General features: G+C 64.2%; 13 protein-coding genes. 8 read left to right on the top strand and 5 right to left on the bottom strand.

Annotation, left to right across the window (positions count from 1 at the left end; all coding sequences use genetic code 11):
- Window positions 1-5: 5 nt before the first annotated feature.
- Together mnmA and KI609_RS22430 are read left to right on the top strand one after the other, a co-directional pair.
- Window positions 6-1,157, top strand: a complete 1,152-nt coding sequence (gene mnmA, locus KI609_RS22435) for a tRNA 2-thiouridine(34) synthase MnmA (RefSeq protein ID WP_226445728.1) — start codon at window positions 6-8, stop codon at window positions 1,155-1,157.
- 257 nt (window positions 1,158-1,414) lie between these two features.
- Window positions 1,415-3,076 (top strand): L-lactate permease, encoded by a 1,662-nt coding sequence (locus tag KI609_RS22430; protein ID WP_226445727.1) that lies wholly within the window; start codon window positions 1,415-1,417, stop codon window positions 3,074-3,076.
- Between the two features lie 182 nt (window positions 3,077-3,258).
- On the opposite strand, the gene ssb is transcribed toward KI609_RS22430, so the two are convergent.
- From ssb to KI609_RS22415, 3 genes are all read right to left on the bottom strand, one after another.
- Complete coding sequence (gene ssb / locus KI609_RS22425) at window positions 3,259-3,816, bottom strand: single-stranded DNA-binding protein (RefSeq protein WP_226445726.1); 558 nt, start codon at window positions 3,814-3,816, stop codon at window positions 3,259-3,261.
- A 152-nt stretch (window positions 3,817-3,968) separates the two neighbouring features.
- Window positions 3,969-5,162 carry an MFS transporter gene (locus tag KI609_RS22420; protein ID WP_226450576.1) on the bottom strand — a complete coding sequence of 398 codons (1,194 nt, stop codon included), beginning with the start codon at window positions 5,160-5,162 and terminating at the stop codon, window positions 3,969-3,971.
- Between the two features lie 333 nt (window positions 5,163-5,495).
- The gene (locus KI609_RS22415; RefSeq protein ID WP_226445725.1) at window positions 5,496-8,414 is read right to left on the bottom strand and encodes a fibronectin type III domain-containing protein; all 2,919 of its coding nucleotides are present in this window, start codon (window positions 8,412-8,414) and stop codon (window positions 5,496-5,498) included.
- Between the two features lie 684 nt (window positions 8,415-9,098).
- On the opposite strand from KI609_RS22415, the gene uvrA reads away from it, so the two are divergent.
- Window positions 9,099-12,167, top strand: a complete 3,069-nt coding sequence (gene uvrA, locus KI609_RS22410; RefSeq protein WP_226445724.1) for an excinuclease ABC subunit UvrA — start codon at window positions 9,099-9,101, stop codon at window positions 12,165-12,167.
- A 212-nt stretch (window positions 12,168-12,379) separates the two neighbouring features.
- Here the strand turns inward: uvrA and KI609_RS22405 are convergent, their stop codons facing one another.
- Both KI609_RS22405 and KI609_RS22400 read right to left on the bottom strand, forming a co-directional pair.
- Window positions 12,380-13,984 carry an MFS transporter gene (locus tag KI609_RS22405; RefSeq protein ID WP_226450574.1) on the bottom strand — a complete coding sequence of 535 codons (1,605 nt, stop codon included), beginning with the start codon at window positions 13,982-13,984 and terminating at the stop codon, window positions 12,380-12,382.
- A gap of 349 nt (window positions 13,985-14,333) precedes the next feature.
- Entirely contained in the window at window positions 14,334-14,819 is a 486-nt protein-coding gene (locus KI609_RS22400; protein WP_226445723.1) for an Lrp/AsnC family transcriptional regulator, read from the bottom strand.
- A gap of 166 nt (window positions 14,820-14,985) precedes the next feature.
- Between KI609_RS22400 and KI609_RS22395 the strand changes: the two genes are divergently transcribed.
- The 5 genes from KI609_RS22395 (at window position 14,986) to KI609_RS22375 (ending at window position 24,680) form a co-directional block, all read left to right on the top strand.
- Window positions 14,986-18,561 (top strand): indolepyruvate ferredoxin oxidoreductase family protein, encoded by a 3,576-nt coding sequence (locus KI609_RS22395; protein WP_226445722.1) that lies wholly within the window; start codon window positions 14,986-14,988, stop codon window positions 18,559-18,561.
- Between the two features lie 300 nt (window positions 18,562-18,861).
- The gene (yajC, locus tag KI609_RS22390) at window positions 18,862-19,197 is read left to right on the top strand and encodes a preprotein translocase subunit YajC (protein WP_226445721.1); all 336 of its coding nucleotides are present in this window, start codon (window positions 18,862-18,864) and stop codon (window positions 19,195-19,197) included.
- A gap of 171 nt (window positions 19,198-19,368) precedes the next feature.
- Window positions 19,369-21,252 carry a protein translocase subunit SecD gene (secD, locus tag KI609_RS22385; protein WP_226445720.1) on the top strand — a complete coding sequence of 628 codons (1,884 nt, stop codon included), beginning with the start codon at window positions 19,369-19,371 and terminating at the stop codon, window positions 21,250-21,252.
- Window positions 21,253-21,330: 78 nt separating this feature from the next.
- Complete coding sequence (secF, locus tag KI609_RS22380; protein ID WP_226445719.1) at window positions 21,331-22,281, top strand: protein translocase subunit SecF; 951 nt, start codon at window positions 21,331-21,333, stop codon at window positions 22,279-22,281.
- 17 nt (window positions 22,282-22,298) lie between these two features.
- Window positions 22,299-24,680 (top strand): DUF1631 domain-containing protein, encoded by a 2,382-nt coding sequence (locus tag KI609_RS22375; RefSeq protein ID WP_226445718.1) that lies wholly within the window; start codon window positions 22,299-22,301, stop codon window positions 24,678-24,680.
- Window positions 24,681-24,691: the final 11 nt, after the last annotated feature.

The following is a 24,691-nucleotide window of genomic DNA, read 5'->3' as shown; positions in this document are numbered from 1 at the left end:
GGGCAATGACAGCCCATACCCAACAGCCCAAACAACGTGTTGTCGTCGGCCTTTCGGGCGGCGTAGACTCCGCCGTCACCGCCTACCTTCTCAAGCAGCAGGGTCATGAGGTGGTCGGCATTTTCATGAAGAACTGGGAAGATGACGACGACAGCGAGTACTGCTCGTCCAACATCGACTTCGTGGACGCCGCCGCCGTGGCGGACGTACTCGGCATCGAGATCGAGCACGTGAACTTCGCCGCCGACTACAAGGACCGCGTATTCGCCGAGTTCCTGCGCGAATACCAAGCCGGGCGTACACCCAACCCCGATGTGCTGTGCAATGCCGAGATCAAGTTCAAGGCCTTTCTCGACCACGCCATGCGCCTGGGCGCCGAGAAGATCGCCACCGGGCACTATGCGCGCGTGCGGCAGAACGACTCCACGGGCCTGTTCGAGCTGCTCAAGGGGCTGGACCCGAGCAAGGACCAGAGCTATTTTCTGCACCGCCTGAACCAGGCGCAGCTGTCCAAAACGCTGTTCCCTGTGGGCGAGCTGCACAAGACCGAGGTGCGCCGCATTGCCGAAGAGATCGGCCTGCCCAATGCCAAGAAGAAGGATTCCACCGGCATCTGCTTTATCGGCGAGCGGCCGTTTCGTGAGTTTTTGAACCGCTACATCAGCCACGCGCCCGGCCCCATCCAGGACGATCGGGGTCGCACGCTGGGCCAGCATGTGGGCCTGAGCTTTTACACCCTGGGCCAGCGCCAGGGCCTGGGCATTGGCGGTGTGAAGGCCAAGGGCGCTGAACTCAAGGCGGCCATCGATCGGGGCCAGCGCGGCGTGGGCGAGCACGAACCGTGGTTTGTGGCACGCAAGGACATCGAGAAAAACACCTTGCGCGTGGTGCAGGGGCATGACCACCCCTGGTTGCTGTCCCACCGCCTGGTGGCGCAGGACGTTAGCTGGTGCGCGGGCCATGCCCCCACGCCCGGCGCCTACGCCGCCAAGACGCGCTACCGCCAGCAGGATGCGGCCTGCACGCTGGAGATGGCACCCGGCGGGTTTGCCCTGCAATTCTCCGAGGCGCAATGGGCTGTGACGCCGGGGCAGAGCGCGGTACTGTATGACGGGGACGTGTGTTTGGGTGGAGGCGTGATCGCCACTGCCGGTTGAGCGGCGGCTCCGGGTGCATGTCTGCCGGGCCGGGTGACCGCACGACGATGGGATCCGCTCAGGCACCGCCATAGTGCTGCTGCTGCCGCCACCGGACCCGTGAAATTGATTCAGGTGCCGCCGCCGCATTTTTCACGCTGCGCGGGCACCGAAATGCCTAAAGTCCCGTTTGCGCTGCGCCTGTCTGCCCACGCTCGGAATGACGTGCGCGGCGCTTTCCTCCAAATATCTGGATAACAACACGGAGACAAGCGCATATGGTCTGGCAGCAAATTTACGACCCGTTCGGCAACATGATCATCTCCACCGCGCTTGCCGCAGTGCCGGTGGTGGTCATGCTCGCGGCACTGGGGTTTTTTCACATCAAGGCCCATATTGCGGCGGGCATGGGGCTGATCGCCGCGCTATTGGTGGCCATCTTTGCCTATGGCATGCCGGCCGATATGGCCGGGCGGGCGGCCCTTCTGGGGGGCTTCACGGGGCTGCTGCCCATCGGCTGGATCGTGCTGAACATCATCTTTCTGCACCAGCTGACCGAGCAGAACGGCAGCTTTGCCGTTCTGCAGGATTCGCTGTCGGGCATTACCGAGGACCGCCGCATCCAGCTGCTGCTGATTGCGTTTTGTTTTGGTGCGTTTTTTGAGGGCGCGGCGGGCTTCGGCACGCCGGTGGCCGTGACGGCCGCCATCCTGATCGGGCTGGGCTTTTCGCCACTGGCTGCGTCAGGCCTGTCGCTGATCGCCAACACGGCACCGGTGGCCTTTGGGGCGTTGGGAACGCCAGTGATCACGCTGGCCAAGGTGCATGGCTACGACCTGATGGAGGTGACGGCCATGATCGGGCGCCAACTGCCGTTTTTCTCGCTGCTGGTGCCGTTCTGGCTGATCTGGGCCTTTGCGGGCCGCAAGGGCATGTGGGAGATCTGGCCCGCCATTTTGGTGGCTGGCCTGTCGTTCGCCATCCCCCAGTTCCTGGTCTCCAACTTCATCGGGCCCGAGCTGGTAGACATCATTGCTGCCATCGTTTCCATGGCCTGCTTGGTGGCCTTTTTGCGGGTGTGGAAGCCCAAGACGGTGTGGACCTCGCCCTCGTTGCGTGGCCATGACCCGAGTGCCGCCGAGGCCAAGTCGGCCCAGGTGGTCAAGCGCCACAGCACGCAGGCGCTGGTAGCTGCCTGGACGCCCTGGGTGATTCTTTCGGTGTTCGTGTTCGTTTGGGGCCTGCCCTCGGTCAAGACTTTTCTCAATGGCCTCTTTGCCCCCGCCTTCCCCATCGAAGGCCTGCACAACATGATCGAGAAGGTGGCGCCCGTGGTGACCAAGCCCACCAAGGAGAGTGCGGTCTACACGCTGAACCTGCTGTCGGCCACAGGCACGGGCATTTTGCTGTCGGCCATCGTCAGCGCGGTGGTCATGAAATACAACCCGGTCGCTATCGTGCGCACGTTTTTCAAGACTCTGTGGCTGGTGAAATATTCGTTGCTCACCATCGTGTTGATGCTGGCGCTGGGCACGCTCACGCGTTACTCGGGCACCGACACCACGCTGGGCCTGGCGTTTGCCAACACCGGCGTGCTGTACCCGTTCTTCGGCACGCTGATGGGCTGGCTGGGCGTGGCGCTCACGGGGTCGGACACGGCGTCCAACGTGCTGTTTGGCGGCATGCAGAAGGTGGCCGCCGAGCAGCTGGGCCTGTCGGCCAACCTCATGGGTGCGGCCAATAGCGCGGGGGGCGTGATGGGCAAGATGATCGACGCACAGTCCATCGTCGTGGCCTCTACCGCCACGCGCTGGTTCGACCACGAGGGCGACATCCTGCGCTATGTGTTCTTCCACTCCATCGCGTTGGCCTGTCTGGTGGGTCTGTACGTGACGCTGCAGGCCTACGTCTGGCCGTTTTCGCTCATGGTGGTGCGTTGATCGCCGTGGGTTAGTAACGTTTTTGGCCTCTGGCGCTTGTCTATCAAGCGCAGACAGCTATCATAGGTATAGCAAACGGGCGCCTCACGGCGCCCGTTGTGTTTTGCAGGCGGAGGGCACAAAAAAGCCCGCGTCCCTCGGGAGCGCGGGCCTATGCCCTCTGAAAAGTCGACGGCGCCAACTCAGAACGGGATGTCGTCATCCATGTCATCAAACCCCGACGCGGCGCGGGGCGCCTGGGCAGCGGGCGCAGGGGCGGGGCGTTGCACGGGTGCTGGTGGGCGCGCTGGCGGCGCGGCGCGGCGTTGCTGCGGCTGCTCATAACCACCCCCTTGATCGCCGCTGTAACCACCATCGTCATAACCACCACCTTGCTGCCCGCCGCCGCCTTGGCCGCCCATGCCCTGGCGGCTGCCCAGCATTTGCATCTGGTCGGCGCGGATTTCGGTGCTGTATTTTTCAATGCCGGCCTGATCGGTCCACTTGCGGGTGCGCAAGCTGCCTTCCACATACACCTGCGAGCCCTTGCGCAGGTATTGGCCGGCGATTTCTGCCAGGCGGCCATTGAAGACCACGCGGTGCCACTCGGTGGCCTCCTTCATTTCGCCGGATTGCTTGTCTTTCCACTTATCGGTGGTGGCAATGGTCACGTTGGCTACCTGGTCGCCACTGGGAAAGGTGCGCATTTCAGGGTCGCGGCCCAGGTTGCCGACGATGATGACTTTGTTCACGGATGCCATGCTGCTCTACCTATAAGTTGGAAGGCGCCGGTGTGCGGGAAAGTCCAGGCGCCAAACGCGCCATTGTGCCGCAATGCCACCGGGCCGTGCCAGAAGAAACTATGCCGCCAGCGGGTGCCCGCCAGCGCGCCCGTTCGCCCTCCTCGGGCGCTTCAGTGGCCGCCGCTGCTGCCCTCGCCACGCGCCAGGGGGCGCAGCGGCCATGTCCATACCAGCCACAGGGCCGTCAGCGCTGAGGTGGCCGCGAACAGCCCCGCCACCCCCACCCATTTCACCAGCGCGCCGCCCAAGGCCCCGCCGGCAAACAGGCCCAGCGACTGCAGCGTGTTGTAGCTGCCCAGCGCCGCGCCGCGCACATGCGCAGGGGCCATGCGCGACACCAGGCTAGGCTGGCTGGCCTCCAGTGCGTTGAAGCCGCAGAAAAATACAAACAACAGGGGGCCCAGCGTCCACAACGTGGGCGGCATGCCACTGGCGGTCAGTGCACCCAGCCCCACCTGCACGCACAGCACCAGCGCGATGGCGCCCAGCAGGGCGGCGCGCAGATGGCCTTTTCGCTCCAGTGCAAACAACCCGCCCATGGCCGCAAACGACAGCACCACGGCGGGCAGATAAACCTGCCAATGGTGGTCTTTGGTCAGGCCCGCCTGCACCAGCATGGCCGGCACGGCCACCCACATCGACAACTGCACGGTGTGCAGCGCAAAAACGCCCAGGTTCAGGCGCAGCAGGTCGGGGTGTTTCCAGACATCCGACAGCCGTCCGCGCGGGGCGTTGGCGTGCAGTGCCTGCTCAGCTGGCACCCACCACAGCACCACGGCGACGCCCGCCAGCGCCAGTGCGCAGGTCAGGCCAAACAAGCCTGACAGGCCAATGTGGGCCGCCAGCGCTGGCGCAGCCACCAGCGCCACGGCAAACATGAGCCCGATGCTGCCACCCACCAGTGCCATGGCCTTGGTGCGCACGGTGTCGCGGGTCTGATCGGCCAGCAAGGCGGTGACAGCGGCCGACACGGCGCCCGCGCCCTGGATGGCGCGGCCTACCAACAAGCCCGTAAGTGAATCGGCCAGCGCGGCCAGCAGACTGCCAGCGGCAAACACCAGCAGCCCGAGCACGATGACCCGTTTGCGCCCAAAGCGGTCCGATGCCATGCCCAGCGGCAACTGCAAAAACGCCTGCGTCAGGCCGTAGATTCCCATGGCCAGCCCCACCAGAGCGGGATCGTCGCCACCGGGGTATTTGCGCGCCTCCAGGGCGAACACAGGCAGTACCAGGAACAGCCCCAGCATGCGCAGCGCGAAGATCAGCGCCAAGCTGATGCTGGAGCGGCGCTCCAGCGGTGTCATGTTGGTGCTGGGAGTGGGGGACCGCATTGCTGCAGCGGCTGACAGGGAGGAAGAATCCGACACGGTGTGCGCTAAGGCCCGAGGAAGCAAAACCGGGATTTTCACCCATTGGGCGCCAAGGTGCTGCTGGGCCTGCAATCGATGGCGGCAGCAACTGCTCAGCTTCTGGTGTTGGAGCCTCCACACCCTCAGGCATGGGCATGCTCGCGGTCGGTAGCACCGCGACACACGCCACCCTTGACGTTATGGTTAAAAACTGCTGCTAACGCTTATTGGATAAGCGTTAGCAGCTATTGTTTTTGGATTTTGGTCGATGTGGCGCGCTCGCGCCATTCAAGCCCTGGACAGGCGCCGCTGTCTGCGCCAGCCCAGGAACCCCAGAACCGCCGATAGCAGGCCCAGCGCCCACGGTGCATCCACGGGGATGCCGACTGCATCGCCACCGACAGGGCCGGCTGCCAAAGCAAAGGGGTCACTGATGCGGCCAATGGTTCCGTCAGAGTCACCCGCACCGTTGTCGGTAACGGCGTAGGTTACCGTCAGACGGTCTGCGCTCAGAGTGGCCCCGCCAAGCTGAAACCAAGTGGATGTCGCGACCACGCCACCGACCGCAGCAGTGGCAGGGCCGTACTTCCAGAACTGGGTGCCCGCCGGCAAGGCCTGCGGATAAGTGATGGCCATGGTCACGGTACCCGTGCAGGAGGTGGCCTGAAAGGCATATTCGCCATATGGCATCGTCTTGCCTGCCGGGGCAGGGTTGGACAGGCTGGCAAAGCCGCTGGTGGGGTCGAGCGTGCAGGTCGCCCCACCGCCAGAGAGCGTTGCCGTTGCAGTACCCGCCATGCCCAGTGGCGTACCCGTCACTGTCAGCAGGCGGGGGACCACAGCGTTGGAAGCAACTGATGGAGCGCCCGTGCCGACGGAATTGGTCGCCATCACCGTGAACGTATAAGACGTGCCGTTGGTGAGACCCGAGAGGGTGATGGGAGAAGTGGCCCCCGTTGTATTTGTCCCCCCGGGGCTGGCGGTGACGGTATACCCGGTAATCGCTGCTCCGCCGGTGGACGCTGGCGCGGTAAACGTCACCGTGGCTTCAGTATTCCCAGCGCTCGCAGTGCCAATGGTGGGCGCACCGGGCACCACGGCATTCACAGTGAATGTCTGGCTGACCTGGGAGGCGGCCAAGTAGCTGCTGTCACCCGCCTGATTCGCATTGATCGTACAGCTCCCTGCCGTTACAAAGGTCAGTGCACCGCCCGCAGTGACGGTACAAACACCGGCAGTCGCGGTAGTGAATGAGACGGCATATCCGATACCCGCAGAAGAAGACGCCGAGAGCGTGGGCGTGGTGCCGAAGTTCTGCGCTCCAGGATTGTTGAAGGTGATGGTCTGCGGCGACGCTGGAGTGACCGAGTTGGATGGTGCCGAAGAGTTGCCCGTGCCGGCCGAGTTCGTCGCGGTGACGGTGAAGGTGTAGGCCGTCCCGTTCGTCAGGCCGGTCACAGTGATCGGCGAACTGGAGCCGGTGCCAGTGGCCCCACCCGGATTGGCGGTGACGGTGTAGCCGGAAGCGATGATGGCAGCGCCGCCGGTGGAGGCCGGTGCGGTGAACGTGACCGTGGCTTGGGCAGCGCCCGCAGTCGCCGTGCCGATGGTGGGTGCGCCGGGCGCTATGGCATTCACGGTGAAGGTCTGAGTCACGGTGGTGGCCGCTCTCCATGTGCCGTTGCCACCCTGATCAGCATCAATCGTGCACGAGCCCGCCGTCACAAAGGTCAGTGTGCCACCGCTGGAGATCGTGCAAACGCCTGTAGTGGACGATGTGAACGTCGGCGTCAGGCCGGACGAGGCGGTGGCAGTCAACGTGGGCGAGGTGCCGAAGCTCCGTGTACCGGGGTTCGCGAACGTGATCGTCTGGTTGCCCTGGGGCGTAGCGGAGTTGGATGAGCCAGACGCCGTGCTGGTGCCGACGCCGTTGGTGGCTGTGACGGTGAAGGTGTAGGCCGTGCCGTTGGTCAGCCCGGTCACCGTCGCCGTGCAGGCTGCCGGTCCTGCGCAAGTACCAAAAGCCCCGCCCGGGTTCGCAGTGGCGGTGTAAGTGGTGATGGCTGAGCCGCCGTTGCTGCCCGGTGCGGAGAAGGCCACGCTCACCTGCGCGTCGCCTGCCGTTGCCGTACCGATGGTGGGGGCCCCTGGCGCGGTGAGGATGTTCACCGTGTGCGTGCTGCCGCTGCTGTATGCAGCCACCGCATTGCCAACGCCATCGATGATATTGGTGCCTCCATTCAGATTGACCTTGAGCGTACCCGTGCCGCTGATGCCGCTAACGTTCACGTTAACAGCCGACCCCGAGCTGGCGGACACGCTAGCGATGCTGCCGGATGCCGAGCCCGTGCCCACGAGCGTGAAGTCGTCGGTGGAAACGTTGGCCACGGACTCGCTGAAGTTCACCGTGAAAGCCATGCTGGTGGCGCCGCTGCCGGGCACGCCGCTCACGACGATGCTGCTGACGACTGGCGCGGCGTTGTCCACCGTGGCGTTGGTGGTGTCGCTGGTGCTGGTGGCGTTGCCAGCGTTGTCCCTGGCCGTGACCGCGACGTTGAGGTTGTTGGCCGTGATGGCGCCTGCCACGATGGTATAGGTCGCCGTCCAAGAGCCGCCGCTGTTGGTGGCGGGCACCACACCACCGCCGCCGAACTGGGTGAAGTTCACCGTCACGCTGCTGATGTCGACGTTGTTATCGCCGCTGCCGGTGTTGTTCCAGGTGGCTGTGACGGTATCGCCGATCTTGAATGCGCCTCCGGCGCCCGAGGCGCCGCTGATGCTGATGGCGCCATCCGTGACGATCGGCGCGATGTTGTCCACCGTGGCATTGGTGGAGTCGGCCGTGGTGGTGGTACCGCCTGCGTTGGTGGCAGTGACGCTGACGTTGCGGTTGGTATTGTCGACGAGGCCCGATGTGATGGTGTACGTGGCCGTCCAGGTGCCACCGCTGTTCGTCGCCGTTACCGCAGCGCCACCACCGAACTGGGTGAAGTCCACCGTCACGCTGGCGATGGCAGCGACATTGTTGTCGCCGCCAACGGTATTGTTCCAGGTGGCGGTGACGGTGTCGCCGATCCTGTAGGCCCCGCCGGTGCCCGATGCGCCTGAGAGGTTAATCCGGCCATCGGTGACCGTGGGGGGAAGCGGTGCCTGGCAGGTGACCGTGGCCGTGGCGCTTGCACCAGTACCCGACCAAACGTAGACCACGTAATTGATGTCGTCGACAGGGGCGGTCTGAGTGGCATGAAGGTTCAGTTCATGGCCTAGGGTTGCATATTGCTCAACAAATATGTCGCCCGGAGAGTTAAGCCCGCCGTTTTTATAAAGGGCGAATCCAGCGCCGTCATATTGGCCGGTGTTAGTGCTGCCGGAAGACGTGACATCGTAGGTAATCCGCTCACCAGCAGTAACGGCATAGTTCGGTTGCCAATCCTCTGTCCCTGCTGACACGGTGACTCCGCTACCCCAGTACGCCTGAATTGCGACGCACCCGCTGGACAGGGCGGCCAGACTTGGCAATGAGAAACCCAACAGCGCTATCGAAGCCAGCGCGACCCGCCACGTCTTGCGAGGCCTATCAAGATGTTGTAGCTTCATCGCAGAGAGCGCACTTTGAACCGGCTGGTGGCCAGGCAATGAGGAGAGCTTGGACATGCGGGGCAGTGGTGATGTTGGAAGTTGGGGTAGCTGCCTTGCTGCAATTTTGATAGCAGATATGCATTTTGAATAAGTGCCAAAATTCAAAAATTCCGCAAAGATGGTGCTGATTCTGAATCAATTGCAAATTTTTGTGAATAAATATAAATCGGTCGATCTCGCAAGGCTTGGCAAAATCCCAGTAGGCCTCAGCGCACTCACCTATCATGGTGGGTTTATTTTCTGTGCCGCTCTGTGACCCATCCCCCTGCTGTTGACAACGCCGACGCACCCCTCGCCGATGGCCTCTACCTCGCCCGCGCCCTGCGTGAGCAGCGCATCAGCATCCGGGGGGCGCGCACGCACAACCTCAAGAACATCGATCTCGACATCCCGCGCAACCAGCTCGTGGTGATCACGGGGTTGTCGGGCTCGGGCAAGTCGAGCCTGGCGTTCGACACGCTGTATGCCGAGGGCCAGCGGCGCTATGTGGAGAGCCTGTCGGCCTATGCGCGGCAGTTTCTGGGGCGGCTGGATAAGCCCGATGTCGACCTGATCGAAGGCCTGTCGCCCGCCATCAGCATCGAGCAGAAGGCCACCAGCCACAACCCGCGCTCCACCGTGGGCACGGTGACCGAGATCCACGACTACCTGCGTCTGCTGTACGCCCGCGCTGGCACGCCGTATTGCCCCGACCACAACCTGCCGCTGGCCGCGCAGACGGTGAGCCAGATGGTGGATGCCGTGCTGGCCCTGCCCGAGGACACCAAGCTCATGCTGCTGGCGCCCGTGGCGCGCGAGAAGAAGGGCGAGTTCACCGAACTGTTCGCGCAGATGCAGGCGCTGGGCTACGTCCGCTTTCGGGTGGATGGCCAGATTTACGAGCACGAGAACCTGCCCGCGCTCAAGAAGACCGAGAAGCACAACATCGACGTGGTGATCGACCGCATCAAGGTGCGCGCCGACCTGCAGCAGCGCCTGGCCGAGAGCATCGAGGCCGTGCTGCGCGTGGGCGGGCACGAGGGCAACGGCCGCGTGCTGGCGCTGGAGATGGACACGGGGCAAGAGCACCTGTTCAGCAGCAAGTTTGCCTGCCCCGTCTGCAGCTACTCTCTGCCGGAGCTGGAGCCGCGCCTGTTCTCGTTCAACTCGCCCATGGGCGCGTGCCCCGCGTGTGATGGCATTGGCCAGCGCGATGTGTTCGACCCGGCGCGTGTGGTGGCCTTCCCCACGCTGAGCCTGGCCAGCGGCGCCATCAAGGGCTGGGACCGGCGCAACGGCTACTACTTTGCGATGCTCGAGAGCCTGGCCAAGCACTACGCGTTTGACATCGAGGCGCCGTTCGAGTCGCTGCCCGCGCCGGTGCAGCAGGCCATCCTGCACGGCTCGGGCGACGAAGAAATCGCCTTCAGCTACATCATGGACAGCGGTGCCTCCAAGGGCAAGGTATATGCCAAGAAGCATCCGTTCGAGGGCATCATCCCCAACATGTCGCGGCGCTACCGCGAGACCGATTCGGTGGTGGTGCGCGAAGACCTTGCGCGCTTTCGCAGCACGCAGCCCTGCCCCGAATGCCACGGCACCCGCCTGCGCCGCGAAGCCCGCCACGTGCGGCTGGGCGAGGGCGAACAGGCCCGCGCCATCTTTGAAGTAAGCCACGCCACGCTGAACACCGCCCATGCCTGGTTCAACGACCTGAGGCTCACCGGCGCCAAGGCCGAGATCGCCGACAAGGTGGTGCGCGAGATCGCCACGCGCCTGCAGTTCTTGAACGACGTGGGCCTGAGTTACCTGAGCCTGGACCGCAGCGCCGAAACGCTCAGCGGCGGCGAGGCGCAGCGCATTCGCCTCGCGTCACAAATCGGCTCGGGCCTCACGGGCGTGATGTACGTGCTGGACGAGCCCAGCATCGGCCTGCACCAGCGCGACAACGACCGCCTGATCGCCACGCTCAAACACCTGCGCGACATCGGCAACAGCGTGATCGTGGTGGAGCACGACGAAGACATGATGCGCGCCGCCGACCATGTGATCGACATGGGCCCTGGCGCGGGTGTGCACGGCGGGCGCGTGATGGCGCAGGGCACTTACGACGAAGTGCGTTGCAACACCCAGTCGCTCACGGGCCAGTACCTGTCGGGCGTGCGCTCGATTGCCGTGCCCCCGCGCCGCACGCCCTGGCTGCCAGTGCTGGAGCAAGCCGCGCCCGTGGTGGAGGCCAAGGCCCAGGCCAAATCGCGCTTTCCGCAAACCGAAGCCAGCAAACGCCGCGCCGAACGCATGGCCGAGCACCACGCGCGCCAGGGTGCCCTGCAGGCGCTGCGGGTGGCAGGCGCCACGGGCAACAACCTGAAGAACGTGACGGTGGACTTCCCTGTGGGGCTGCTCACCTGCGTGACGGGCGTGTCGGGATCGGGCAAAAGCACGCTGGTCAACGACACGCTGTACGCCGCCGTGGCCCGCCAGCTGTACCGCGCCCACGAAGAACCGGCCGCGCACGACGAGATCGTGGGCATCGAGTATTTCGACAAGGTCATCAACGTCGACCAGAGCCCCATCGGCCGCACGCCGCGCAGCAACCCGGCCACCTACACCGGCCTGTTCACGCCCATCCGCGAGCTGATGGCCGAGGTGAACACCGCCAAGGAGCGTGGCTACGGCCCCGGGCGCTTCAGCTTCAACGTGGCCGGTGGCCGCTGCGAGGCCTGCCAGGGCGACGGCGTGGTGAAGGTGGAGATGCACTTTTTGCCCGACGTGTACGTGCCCTGCGACATCTGCCACGGCCAGCGCTACAACCGCGAGACGCTGGAGGTGCTGTGGAAGGGCAAGAACATCGCGCAGATCCTGGAGCTGACGGTGGAAGACGCCGCCGCCTTCTTCAAGGACGTGCCGACCATCGCGCGCAAGCTGCAAACGCTGCTGGATGTGGGCCTGTCGTACATCCGCCTGGGCCAGGCAGCCACCACGCTGTCGGGCGGCGAGGCGCAGCGTGTGAAGCTGGCGCAGGAGCTTTCCAAACGCGACACGGGCCGCACGCTCTACATCCTGGACGAGCCCACCACCGGCCTGCACTTTGCCGACATCGACCTGCTGCTCAAGGTGCTGCACCAGCTGCGCGACGCGGGCAACACCATCGTCATCATCGAGCACAACCTCGACGTGATCAAAACCGCCGATTGGCTCATCGACATGGGGCCGGAGGGTGGTGCGGGCGGTGGCACCGTGGTGGGCGTGGGCACGCCGGAGGAGCTGGCGGCCAACCCGGCCAGCCATACGGGGCGGTATCTGGCGCCTTATCTGCGGGTATCTGAGGTAAGTAGCTAATCAGGTGAAATTGGCCTCTAGCGCTTATGGAATAAGTGCTGGCCGCTATTAAATTGAGAGTGATGCGCGGCGCACGCGCAACCGCCTGACGTTGCGTGAAGCGGCCAGATCGGCGCACCCCGGCGTTGACAGTTGCTATAGCTGTAATAGCATTCAGCGCTTTATGGGTATGGGCTGAAGCCCGAAAACCCCAAAGAGCCTGCTCTAAACCCCTACCGCTCCACCGTCCACCGCGTCACCTTCGGCGGCGCATCTCCCGTGTGGAATGCCAGCTTGCGATCGCGCAGCGCCACGTCCGACGCCGTCACCCGGTCAAACCGCCGCAGGTGCTCGGTCCAGGACTCGTCCTCGATGCGCTCCACATAGCGCGTCGGGTTGCTGATGTCGTGCAGCAACTGCCAGTCCAGCGCCCCCTGGCGCAAGCGGCTGCGGCGGCTTTCCTGCATCACGGCGCGAAACTCGGGCGCGCGGGCGGGCTGAATCAAATACTCGATCGTGACCACCACCCGCCCGGCCTCGGGCGCAATGTCGGCCACGGGCACCTTGAACGCGCGCGACGGGCTCAGGTCTTCTTCGAGGCTGCGGTCGGCCACCCAACGCTGCACCAGTGCCATGGCCAGCACGCCGGTGGCGGCGGCAATGGCCAGGCTCAGGTGCACATCGCTCCACGTGGCCACCTGGCCCCATACGGCCGCACCCAGCGCGGTGGCGCCCATGATGGCCATCTGGTAGATCGACATGCCGCGCGCGCGCACCCAATTGGGCAGCGCCAGCTGGGCCGACACGCTGAGCGAATTGGCCGTGGTGATCCACGCCATGCCGCCCACAAACATCGCGGGCACGGCCACATACACATTGGGCGCCACCGCCATCACGGCCGTGGCCGCCGCCTGCAGCATCGTGCCCCGCATCACCAGCACGTCACGCGCCATGGCCTGGCGCAGGCGCGGCAAGAACATGGCGGCCGTGATGGCGCCCGCCCCCATCGACGCGAGCAGCAGCGTGAACGTGCCGGCACCGCCGCCCTCCAGCCCCCGGGCCAGAAGGGGGAGCAGTGCGAGCAGCGCCGTGGCATGAAAAAAGAACAGGCCGATGCGCCACAACACCGCGCGCATGCGGGGCGACTGGCGAACGAACTGCACGCCCACCCGCATGGCGCTGCCCAGCTTTTCGCGGCCCAGGGGGCTGGGCACGTGGGTGCGCTTCCAGCGCATGATGACGAGGCCCGACACCACCGACAGCACGGCATTGAGCACAAACACCCAGGCGCTGCCCGCGCTGGCGATGATGGCACCCGCCAGCAGCGGGCCGATGATGCGCGAGGCATTCATCGCCACGCCGTTGAGCGCCAGCGCGGCAGGCAACTGCGGGCGGCTGACCAGCTCGGGCACGATGGCCGAGAACACCGGCCAGCGCATGGCCAGGCCGATGCCGTTGGCAAAGGTCAGCGCCAGCAGCAGCGGTGCCGACATGCCGCCCGACAACACCGCCACACACAGCACCAGCGCCACGGCGGCCACCCAGAACTGCGTGGCGATGAAGTAGCGCCGCCGGTCCAGGATGTCGGCCAGCGCGCCGCTGGGCAGGCCCAGCAGAAAAACCGGCAGCGTGGACGCGGTCTGCACCAGCGCCACCAGAATGGGCGAGGTGGTGAGCGTGGTCATGAGCCATGCGGCCGCGACATCGTTCATCCACATGCAGGTGTTGGCGGCCATCCAGGTGAGCCACAACATGCGAAACACCGGCAGCGACAGCGGCGCCAGGGGCGAGAGCGAGGCGCCCGCGCCGCGTGCGGCGGCGTCTGCTTCAAGCCGCATCTCCACGGATTCTTCGGTGCCCCGGGCGATGGCCGCGCGGTCCTCGGCGGCGGTGTGTGCCCCGGCCAGGGTGGTGTTGCCATCGGGCGCCGCGTGGGGCCCGGCACCCTCGATGGTGGCGGGGCGGGAGATGGTGTCAGCGGGCGTGGCGGCCGGCGTGTTTTCGCGCGGTGGCGGCAAGGGCAAAGGTGGCATGTGCGTGCATTGTGCGGTGGGTGGCGCGCGTGCGCTCGGCGCCACGGCACGCCCCACTGCCACGCGGGGGCATGGCCTGCGTAGCCGAATTCATGGTCAAAATGGCCTGTAGCGCTTATGCATCAATCGCTAGTAGCTTTATTTTTGATAGCAATCACACCTTGGGGCGCACCAGGTGCGCCAGCGGCAGCGCCCCGCTGGCCTTGACCTCGCCGAGTGAAAAACTGGTGTGCATGTCTTTCACGTTGGGCAGGTTGAGCAGCACGTCGCGCGCGAACTGCGAGAAGCTGTCCAGGTCGCGCGCCACCACCTGCAGCTCGAACGTGCCCGTGCCGCTGATGTAGTGGCAGGACACCACCTCCGGGATCTGCCGGATCGCCTCTTCCATGGCGCGTGTGAGGTTGCCGGTGCTGCGGTCGGCGTCCAGCCGCACGAAGGCCAGCACGCCAAGGCCAATCTTGTGCCGGTCGATTTCGGCCCGGTAGCCCTTGATGAAGCCTTGCTCCTCCAGCGCGCGCACCCGGCGCCAGCAGGGCGCGGCCGATAAGCCCACGCGCTGGGCCAGCTCGGCATTGGTCAGGCGCGCGTCGGTTTGCAGCTCGCTCAGGATGGCAATGTCGAATTTGTCCAAATTATTCATGATTTACCAATTCTAAGAAAGATCCTTTCTATATCAAGGGTAAACGTGGCACAAAAACGCAAGCACATAGCGCAGCACAGTGCATAAACTGCCCCCAGCCCCCCACAAGGTGCCCGGCGCCGCCCACAAGGCGGTGGCTGTGCGCGCCCCACCACCGGAAACAGCCATGAACGCCCCATTGCCCGAACACATCCGCAAAGCCCTGGAAACCGTCACGCTCGACGACAAATATGCATTGGATAGCGGCCGCGCGTTCATGAGCGGCGTTCAAGCCCTGGTCCGCCTGCCCATGCTGCAACGCCAGCGCGACGCGATGCAGGGGCTCAACACCGCCGGCTTCATCAGCGGCTACCGTGGCTCGCCCCTGGGCACGTATGACCAGTCCCTGTGGGCGGCCAAGAAACACCTGGCGGCCAACAACATCGTCTTTCAGCCCGGCGTGAACGAGGAGCTCGGCGCCACGGCCGTGTGGGGCACGCAGCAGCTCGACCTGTACCCGCAAGCGAAGAAGTTCGACGGCGTGTTCGGCATCTGGTACGGCAAGGGCCCGGGCGTGGACCGCTGCTCGGACGTGTTCAAGCACGCCAACATGGCGGGCACCGCCAAGCATGGCGGCGTGATCGCCATTGCCGGCGACGACCACATCAGCAAGAGCAGCACGGCCGCGCACCAGAGCGACCACATCTTCAAGGCCTGCGGCACGCCGGTGTTCTTCCCGAGCAGCGTGCAGGAGATTCTGGACATGGGGCTGCATGCCTTTGCCATGAGCCGCTTCTCGGGCGTGTGGTCGGGCATGAAGACGATTCAGGAAGTGGTGGAGTCGTCGAGCAGCATCTCGGTGGACCCTGACCGCGTGAAGATCGTGATGCCCGAGGATTTTGTGATGCCGCCCGGCGGCCTGCATATCCGCTGGCCCGACGCCCCGCTGGAGCAGGAGGCGCGCCTCATGGACTACAAGTGGTACGCGGCCCTGGCGTACATCCGCGCCAACAAGCTCAACTACAACGTGATCCAGGGCCCCCACGATCGCTTCGGCATCATCGCCAGTGGCAAGGCCTACAACGACACGCGCCAGGCCCTGGTGGACCTGGGCCTGGACGACGACACCTGCCGCCAGCTGGGCATCCGCGTGCACAAGGTCAACGTGGTCTGGCCGCTCGAAGCCACCATCACGCGCGACTTTGCCCAGGGTCTGCAGGAGATCCTGGTGGTGGAAGAAAAGCGCCAGGTCATCGAGTACCAGATCAAGGAAGAGCTCTACAACTGGCGCTCCGACGTGCGCCCCCATGTGCTGGGCAAGTTCGATGACTCCGCAGGCGACGCCACGGGCGGCGAATGGTCCATGCCCAACCCCAGCCAGAACTGGCTGCTGCGCGCCAAGGCCGACCTGACACCGGCCATCATCGCCAAGGCGATTGCCAAGCGCCTCAAGAAGCTGGGTGTACCCGGCGACATCATCGCCCGCATGGATGCGCGCATCGCCGTCATCGAGGCCAGCGAGCGCGCGATGACCGAGCTGAAAGTGGACACCGGCGAACGCGCGCCGTGGTTCTGCAGCGGCTGCCCGCACAACACCAGCACCCGCGTGCCCGATGGCTCGCGCGCCGTGGCCGGCATCGGCTGCCACTACATGGCCAACTGGATGCCCGACCGCAACACCTCCACCTTCACGCAGATGGGCGGTGAGGGCGTAACCTGGGTGGGCCAGGCGCCGTTCTCCACCGACCAGCATGTGTTTGCCAACCTGGGTGACGGCACCTACTTTCACAGCGGCCTGCTGGCCATCCGCCAGGCGATCGCTGCAGGGACCAACATCACCTACAAGGTGCTCTACAACGACGCCGTGGCCATGACCGGGGGCCAGCAGGTGGGCGAGCGTCCCGAAGGCCACTCGGTGCTGCAGATCATGAACAGCCTCAAATCCGAAGGCGTGGTCAAGCTCATCATCGTGACGGACGAGCCGCAAAAGTACGACGGCGTGGCGCTGGCCGAGGGCGTGACGGTGCACCACCGCGACGAACTCGACACGCTGCAGCGCCAGTTCCGCGAGATCAAGGGCTGCACGGTCATCATCTACGACCAGACCTGCGCCACCGAAAAGCGCCGCCGCAGGAAGCGCGGCACCCTGGCCACGCCCGACAAGACCGTGGTCATCAACGAGCTGGTGTGCGAGGGTTGTGGCGATTGCTCGACGAAGTCGAACTGCCTCTCCGTGGAGCCCGTGGAGACCGAATTCGGCCGCAAGCGCCGCATCAACCAGAGCACCTGCAACAAGGACTACTCGTGCGTGAATGGCTTCTGCCCGAGCTTCGTGACGGTGGAAGGCGGCAAGCTCAAGAAGCCTAAAAAGGAAAAGAAGGGCGACCTGTCGGCGCTGCCTTCCATCCCAGAACCGGTGCTGCCGGTGGCCGAGACGGCCTGGGGCATCGTGGTGGGCGGCGTGGGCGGCACGGGCGTGATCACCATCGGCTCGCTGCTGGGCATGGCCGCGCACCTGGACGGCAAGGGCGTCATCACGCAAGACGCCGGTGGCCTGGCGCAAAAGGGCGGCGCCACCTGGAGCCACATCCAGATCGCCAACCGCCCCGACGCCATCTACACCACCAAGGTCGATACGGCCAAGGCCGACCTGGTGATCGGCTGCGACTCCATCGTGGCGGCGCACAAGTACACGCTGGCGGTGATGCAGCCGGGCCGCACCTTCGTGGCGCTCAACACCCACGGCACGCCCACGGCGGCGTTTGTGACCAACCCGGACTGGCAGTTCCCTGGCGCCAATTGCGACAGCGCGATTGCTGCGGCTGTCGGCGCGGGCGGTGTGGGCAGCTTCGATGCCGAGCAGGTGGCCACCCAGCTGCTGGGCGACAGCATCTACACCAACCCGCTTATGCTGGGCTACGCCTGGCAAAAGGGCCGCGTGCCTTTGAGCCTGGCGTCGCTGATGCGCGCCATGGAGCTCAACGGCGTGCAGGTGGAGAACAACAAGGCCGCGTTTGAATGGGGCCGCCGCTGCGCGCACGATCTGGCCTCGGTGCAGGCACTGTTTGCCGCCGCGCAGGTGATCCAGTTCGTCAAGAAGCCCTCGTTCACCGAAATGGTCGGCAAGCGCGTGGAATTCCTCACGGGGTATCAAAACGCAGCCTATGCCTCTGAGTACCAGGCCTTTGTCGAGAAGGTGAAGGCTGCCGAGGCGAAGCTGAGCACCAGCACCAAGCTCTCCGAGGCCGTGGCCCGCTACCTGTTCAAACTGATGGCCTACAAGGACGAGTACGAAGTGGCGCGCCTGCACACCGACAAGGCCTTCACGGACAAGATCGCGAACATGTTCGAAGGCGACTACAAGCTAGTGCACCACCTCGCGCCGCCCATGACCGCCAAGAAGAACGACAAGGGTGAGCTGGTCAAACAGCCGTTTGGCCCCTGGATGCGCAGCGCCTTTGGTGTGCTGGCCAAGATGAAAGGCCTGCGCGGCACGGCACTGGATGTGTTCGGCAAGACCGAAGAGCGCCGCATGGAGCGTGCGCTGATCGTGGAATATCGCGCCTGCATCGAAGAACTCCTCAAGAACCTGAACGCCGACAACCTGGCCCTGGCGGTGGAGATTGCGCGCATCCCCGAAGAGATCCGTGGCTACGGCCATGTGAAGGAGCGCCACCTGAAGACGGCGCGCCCGAAATGGGACAGCCTGATGGCCCAGTGGCGCGGCGGCCCCGCCGCCCAGACAGCGCGCCAGGCCGCTTGAGCAAGGGCCTTCGGGCTCGCTACGGAAGGAAGGCCCGCGCAATGTGCGGGCCTTTTGCTATTATTTGAGGAGCTACTTGCGTTTGACAGTCAATCGTTAGAGGCCATTTTTGCTTGTTTTCTGCAGCCCGCAGCGGCCAGGCCACCCATGGCGGCAAACACCCGCCACAGGCTTGGGTCTTAGCCCTTGGGAGGCAGGCAGGGCGCCGCATACAATGCTCTGTTCCGCCCGGCAGGCGCTTTCGCGTTGGCTGCTGGCGGTTTTTGTGTATTTTGACCATTCCATTGTGGAGTCCCGCCCGTGTTTATTTCTTCTGCTTTCGCCCAGACCGCACCCGCCGCAGCCGCAACGGGCGGCGGCATCATGTCTTCGCTGACGGGCATGCTGCCCCTGGTGCTGATGTTTGTGGTGCTGTACTTCGTCATGATCCGCCCCCAGATGAAGCGCCAGAAAGAACACCGCGCCATGATCGAAGCCATCGCCAAGGGCGACGAGGTGGCCACCTCCGGCGGCATCGTCGGCAAGGTCACGCGCCTGTCTGAAGGCTTCCTGCACATCGAGATCGCCAACGGCGTGGAAGTGCAGTTGCAGCGCAGTGCCGTGGTTCAGGTGTTGCCCAAGGGCTCGGTCAAGTAAAGACAAAGATGAATCCCCCTGAGCGGCTTGGCCGCTTCCGCCTTCTCTCGCTGCTTCAGCGCGGGGAGGGGGACGACGCCGACGCCTGCGGACTGGCCAAGCCAGTTCCACGGCGTCCCTGGCAGGGGGTCGGCGCGCTGCGCCATGCACAACTGAGATAAGAGCGCGATCATGAACCGTTATCCGGTCTGGAAGTACGCGATCCTGGTGATCGTGCTGCTGGTGGGGGCCTTGTACACCCTGCCCAATTTCTTTGGCGAGGCGCCTGCCGTGCAGGTTTCGTCGGCCAAAGCCACCATCAAGGTGGATGCCGCTGTGCAGCAGCAGGTGGAAGAGGCGCTCAAGGCGGCGGGCGTCACGCCCGACTTTGTGGCGCTGGAAGGCAACTCGGTGCGCGCGCGTTTTGACACGCCCGACAACCAACTCAAGGCCAAGGACGCGATCCAGAAGGCCCTGGTGCCCGATGCCAACGATGCGTCCTACATCGTGGCGCTGAACCTGGTGTCCCGTTCGCCGCTGTGGCTCAAAGCCCTGCACGCCAATCCCATGTATCTCGGCCTTGATCTGCGCGGTGGTGTGCACTTCATGCTGCAGGTGGACATGCAGGCGGCACTGACCAAAAAAGCCGAGTCGTATGCGGGCGATATCCGCACGGCCTTGCGCGACAAGAACATCCGCCATGGCGGCATCAGCCGCGAAGGCCAGAACATCGACATCAAGGTGCGTGACGAGGCCACGATGACGGCAGCTCGCAACCTGATTGCGGACCAGTTCACCGACCTGCAGCTGGCCAGCACCCCGGAAGGGTCTGAATTCAAGCTGCGCGCCTCGATCAAGCCGGAGGCTACGCGCCGCGTGCAGGAGCAAGCGCTCAAGCAGAACATCGTCACGCTGCACAACCGGATCAACGAACTCGGCGTGGCCGAGCCGGTCATCCAGCAGCAGGGCCTGGACCGCATCGTCGTGCAGTTGCCCGGCGTGCAGGACACCGCCAAAGCCAAGGACATTCTGGGCCGCACCGCCACCCTGGAAGTGCGCATGGTCGACGAAGGCACCGAAGCCCGCACCGCCGAAACCGGCCGTGGGCCCGTTCCGTTCGGCTCCGAGCGCTATCTGGAGCGCAGCGGCCAGCCCGTGATCGTGAAAAAGCAGGTCATCCTGACCGGCGAGAACCTCACCGATGCCCAGCCTGGTTTTGACGGCCAGACGCACGAAGCCACCGTGAACCTGACGCTCGACGCCAAGGGCTCGCGCATTTTCCGTGACATCACCCGGGAAAGCATCGGCAAACGCATGGCGATCGTGCTGTTTGAAAAGGGCAAGGGCGAAGTGGTTACGGCCCCCGTGATCCGCTCCGAAATTAGTGGCGGGCGCGTGCAGATTTCGGGCCGCATGACCACGGCAGAAGCCAATGACACCGCGCTGCTGCTGCGCGCAGGTTCGTTGGCGGCGCCCATGGAAATCATCGAGGAATACACCATCGGCCCAAGCCTGGGTGCTGACAACATCGATCGCGGCATCCACAGCGTGGTCTGGGGCATGCTGGCGGTGGCCGCTTTCATGTGTGTGTACTACCGGTTGTTTGGTGTTTTCTCGACCATAGCGCTCTCTGTGAATGTGTTGCTGCTGCTGGCCATCCTGTCGATGTTGCAAGCCACGCTGACGCTGCCGGGCATCGCGGCCATGGCGCTGGCGCTGGGTGTGGCGATCGACTCGAACGTGCTGATCAACGAGCGCATCCGCGAGGAACTGCGCGAGGGCGTTTCGCCGCAAGCCGCCATCCAGATGGGTTACGACCGCGCCTGGGCGACGATTCTGGACTCCAACGTCACCACGCTGATCGTGGGCCTGGCGCTGCTGGCCTTCGGCTCCGGCCCGGTGCGAGGTTTTGCCGTGGTGCACTGCATCGGCATCCTGACCAGCATGTTCTCGGCCGTGTTCTTTTCACGCGGCGTGGTGAACCTCTGGTACGGGCGCCAGAAAAAACTCAAGAGCGTATCGATCGGACAGGTCTGGAAGCCAGACGCCGACACCGCTCTGGTCAAAACGAACTAAAGGAGGCAAACCATGGAATGCTTGGTTCCTGCGACGCGTGCGCTGCCTCTGGAAATTCCGGAAAAAGGATAAGAAATCATGGAATTTTTCCGAATCAGAAAAGACATCCCGTTCATGAAGCACGCGTTGGTCTTCAACGCGATCTCCTTCATCACCTTTGCCCTGGCCGTCTTCTTCCTGCTCACACGCGGGCTGCACCTGTCGGTGGAGTTCACTGGCGGCACGGTCATGGAAGTGGCCTACAGCCAGCCTGCGGAGCTGGGCAAGGTGCGCGAAACCGTGGCGGGCATGGGTTACCCCGACGTGCAGGTGCAGAACTTCGGTACGGCGCGCGACGTGATGATTCGTCTGCCCGTGCAAAAGGGCGTGACCTCGGCCCAGCAAAGCGAACAGGTGCTGACCGCGCTCAAGACCATTGACCCGGCCGTCACGCTGCGGCGCACGGAGTTTGTCGGCCCGCAGGTGGGTGAAGAGCTGGTGCACGGGGGGCTCATGGCGCTGGCCATGGTGGTGGTGGGGATCGTGGTCTATCTGGCCTTCCGCTTCGAGTGGAAGTTCGGCGTGGCCGCCATCATCGCCAATCTGCACGACGTGGTGATCATTCTGGGCTTCTTTGCATTCTTCCAGTGGGAGTTCTCACTGTCGGTGCTGGCCGCCGTGCTGGCCGTGCTGGGCTATTCGGTCAACGAGTCGGTCGTGATCTTTGACCGGATCCGGGAAGCTTTCCGCAAATACCGCAAGATGAACACGCACGAAGTGATCGATCACGCCATCACGAGCACGATGAGCCGCACGATCATCACCCACGCGTCGACTGAAGCCATGGTGCTGTCAATGTTCTTTTTTGGTGGCCCCAGCCTGCATTATTTTGCGCTGGCGTTGACCATCGGTATCTTGTTCGGCATTTATTCGTCGGTGTTTGTGGCCGCCGCCATTGCCATGTGGCTCGGTGTGAAACGGGAAGATCTGGTCAAGGTCACCAAAAAGGATGAAGATCCCAATGACCCCAATGCCGGAGCCACCGTCTGACCCGCTAACATCTACTCATGCAACCCACGCCCTCTTCCGTTCCGCAGCGCCGCCTGGCCCGCCAGGCGCGTCAACGGTTCGTAGAGGGCATTTGCGCCGGCCTGCCAGATGTAGACAAAACGGTTCTCGACTTTCTGTCCACGTTGATGAACCAGACTGGCACCGCGCGCCAGATGCAGTCGCACCGCGATGCATGGATGCAATACCAGCAGCACCACGCCGCCTGGATCAAACGTGTCGGCTCTGCGTGGCAAGAAGCCCTGGCACCTCACATCAGCACCACCCGGGGCCAGTCTGCAGGCATGATGGGCGCCAGCCAGTTTGAGCTGCTCAGTGACGATGTGGTGGAAAACAAGATCCTGGCCGCTCGCATGGCCCTCACGATCAGCGAGCAGGTCAACCAGCAATTCGATACCCTGCGCCAGCGCACCCAGTCGCTCGAAGGCCAGGAGCTTGAGGGCAGCGACATCCTGCGGCCCGAATCCGTGTGCCTTTTGCTGGTGGAGCAATGGATCGAAGCGGGGCTGGCCCGCACCGATCTGTTGACCGTGGTCGACCCCTTGCAACGCGACCTGGCCAATCTGCTTCAAAAGCAATACCAGGCCGTCAACGTGTTCTATGTCGAGCAGGGCATCACGCCCCAGGCGGATCTCAAATCCCGCGTACGGCGCACCTCTGGCGGCACAGTCACCGCCACGGGCAGCGGTGAATCCGGCGCAGGCGGTCTGGCCTCACGCGCGTTGGCACAAACACACGAAGCCATGGTGAGCGCCGCACGCGGTGGCATGGCGTCTCCCATGGGTGGCCATGCTTTCGCGCACCCGGCAGGGCGCATGCAACCGCCGTCTGCGGGCTACCAAGGACACCCTGGTATGCCCACCGCCTTCGCCAACGGCGTGACGCCGCTGGTGCGCGCACGCCAGCGCGCGCAAGGCGTGATGGGGCAATTGCGCCGGCTGTTGACGCAGCCCCAAACCGGCTTTGACATGGTCAATGCGCCACCAGCATCTGCGGCGCTTGCGCACGCGCTCACGGCACAGCGGGTGCACGCCGACACCTACTACAGCGGTATCGCCACCCTGATGGAAGACTACAGCCCAGCGGCGGTGGTCCAGCTTGTGGGGGCCGTGCGCGAGCGCTCCACCGAACTCAAGAAAAAAGCGACCACCACCGGCGAAAAGGCCATCATCGAAGTGGTGGCCCTGATGTTCCAGAGCATTCTGGCCGAGGATCGGATTCCCCCCGCAGTGCGCGTGTGGTTTGCGCGGCTGCAGGTGCCCGTTTTGCGGGTAGCTTTGGCCGAGCCCGAATTTTTCAGCAACCTTGATCACCCCGCACGCAAGCTGATTGATCGCATGGGGGCCTGTGTTCTGGGCTTTAACGCCACCGCCATCAACGGAAGCGCCCTGGAGGCAGAAATCCGCCGTGTCGTGCAGGTGATTGAGCAATATCCCGAAACGGGGCGCCGGGTTTTCCAGTTGGTCCACGACGAGTTTGAAAAATTCCTGTCGAAGTTCCTGACTGAAAAGCAGGCCACCTCACGCCTCGTGAGTGTTGCCCAACAGGTTGAGCAACGGGAAACGCTGGCCATTCAGTACACGATCGAGCTGCGTACCATGTTGCGTGACATGCCGGTGCGCGATGAAATTCGCGAGTTCCTCTTCAAGACCTGGGCCGAAGTACTGGCGTTGTCCGCAGTGCGCGACGGCCCGCAGCACGCAGACACCATCACCTTCAAGCGCACGGCAGCCGATCTTGTATGGGCCGCCAGCGCCAAACCCAACCGCAGCGATCGCGCCCAGGTCATCCAAAACCTGCCGACCCTGCTGCAGCGGTTGCGCCAGGGGCTCGCACTGTTGGGTGTGAATGGCGCCGATCAGGATACGCAGATCAAGACGCTGACCGACACGCTGGCCGACGCGTTCCTGTCGAAAACGGCTTCCATCCCGCAAGCGAATATTGATGCCATGGCCAAGCGCCTGGCCAATCTGGAAGACTTCATCAACGATGCCACCCTGGGCGATATGCCGCTCAGTGCCGACAACATCGAGATGATGCTGGGCATTGATGCCTCGTCGATCCACGTGGTGGCAGACAACGGCGCGCCCGTGGACGATGCCATGGTGGCCTGGGCGCAGGAGCTGCAGCCCGGCGCCTGGTACACCCTGGACCACAACGGCGCCTCGGCCCAGGTGCAATACGCGTGGCAAAGCCAACGCAAACAACTGCACCTGTTCGCGGCCATCGACGGGAGCAGTTACCTGATTCAGCTACGGCGCCTGGCCGCTTATTTGCAGGCCGGCTTGCTCGTGCCGCAAGACGAAGAGGGCCTCACCCTGCGGGCCACGCGGGATGCGCTGGCCAAACTCGATGCCAACCCTGAGCGTCTTCTGGACTAACCCCACGCATC

Source organism: Acidovorax radicis (assembly GCF_020510705.1).
GTDB classification, from domain to species: Bacteria; Pseudomonadota; Gammaproteobacteria; order Burkholderiales; family Burkholderiaceae_C; genus Acidovorax; species Acidovorax radicis_A.
This window is presented reverse-complemented; position numbering and strand designations above follow the sequence as displayed.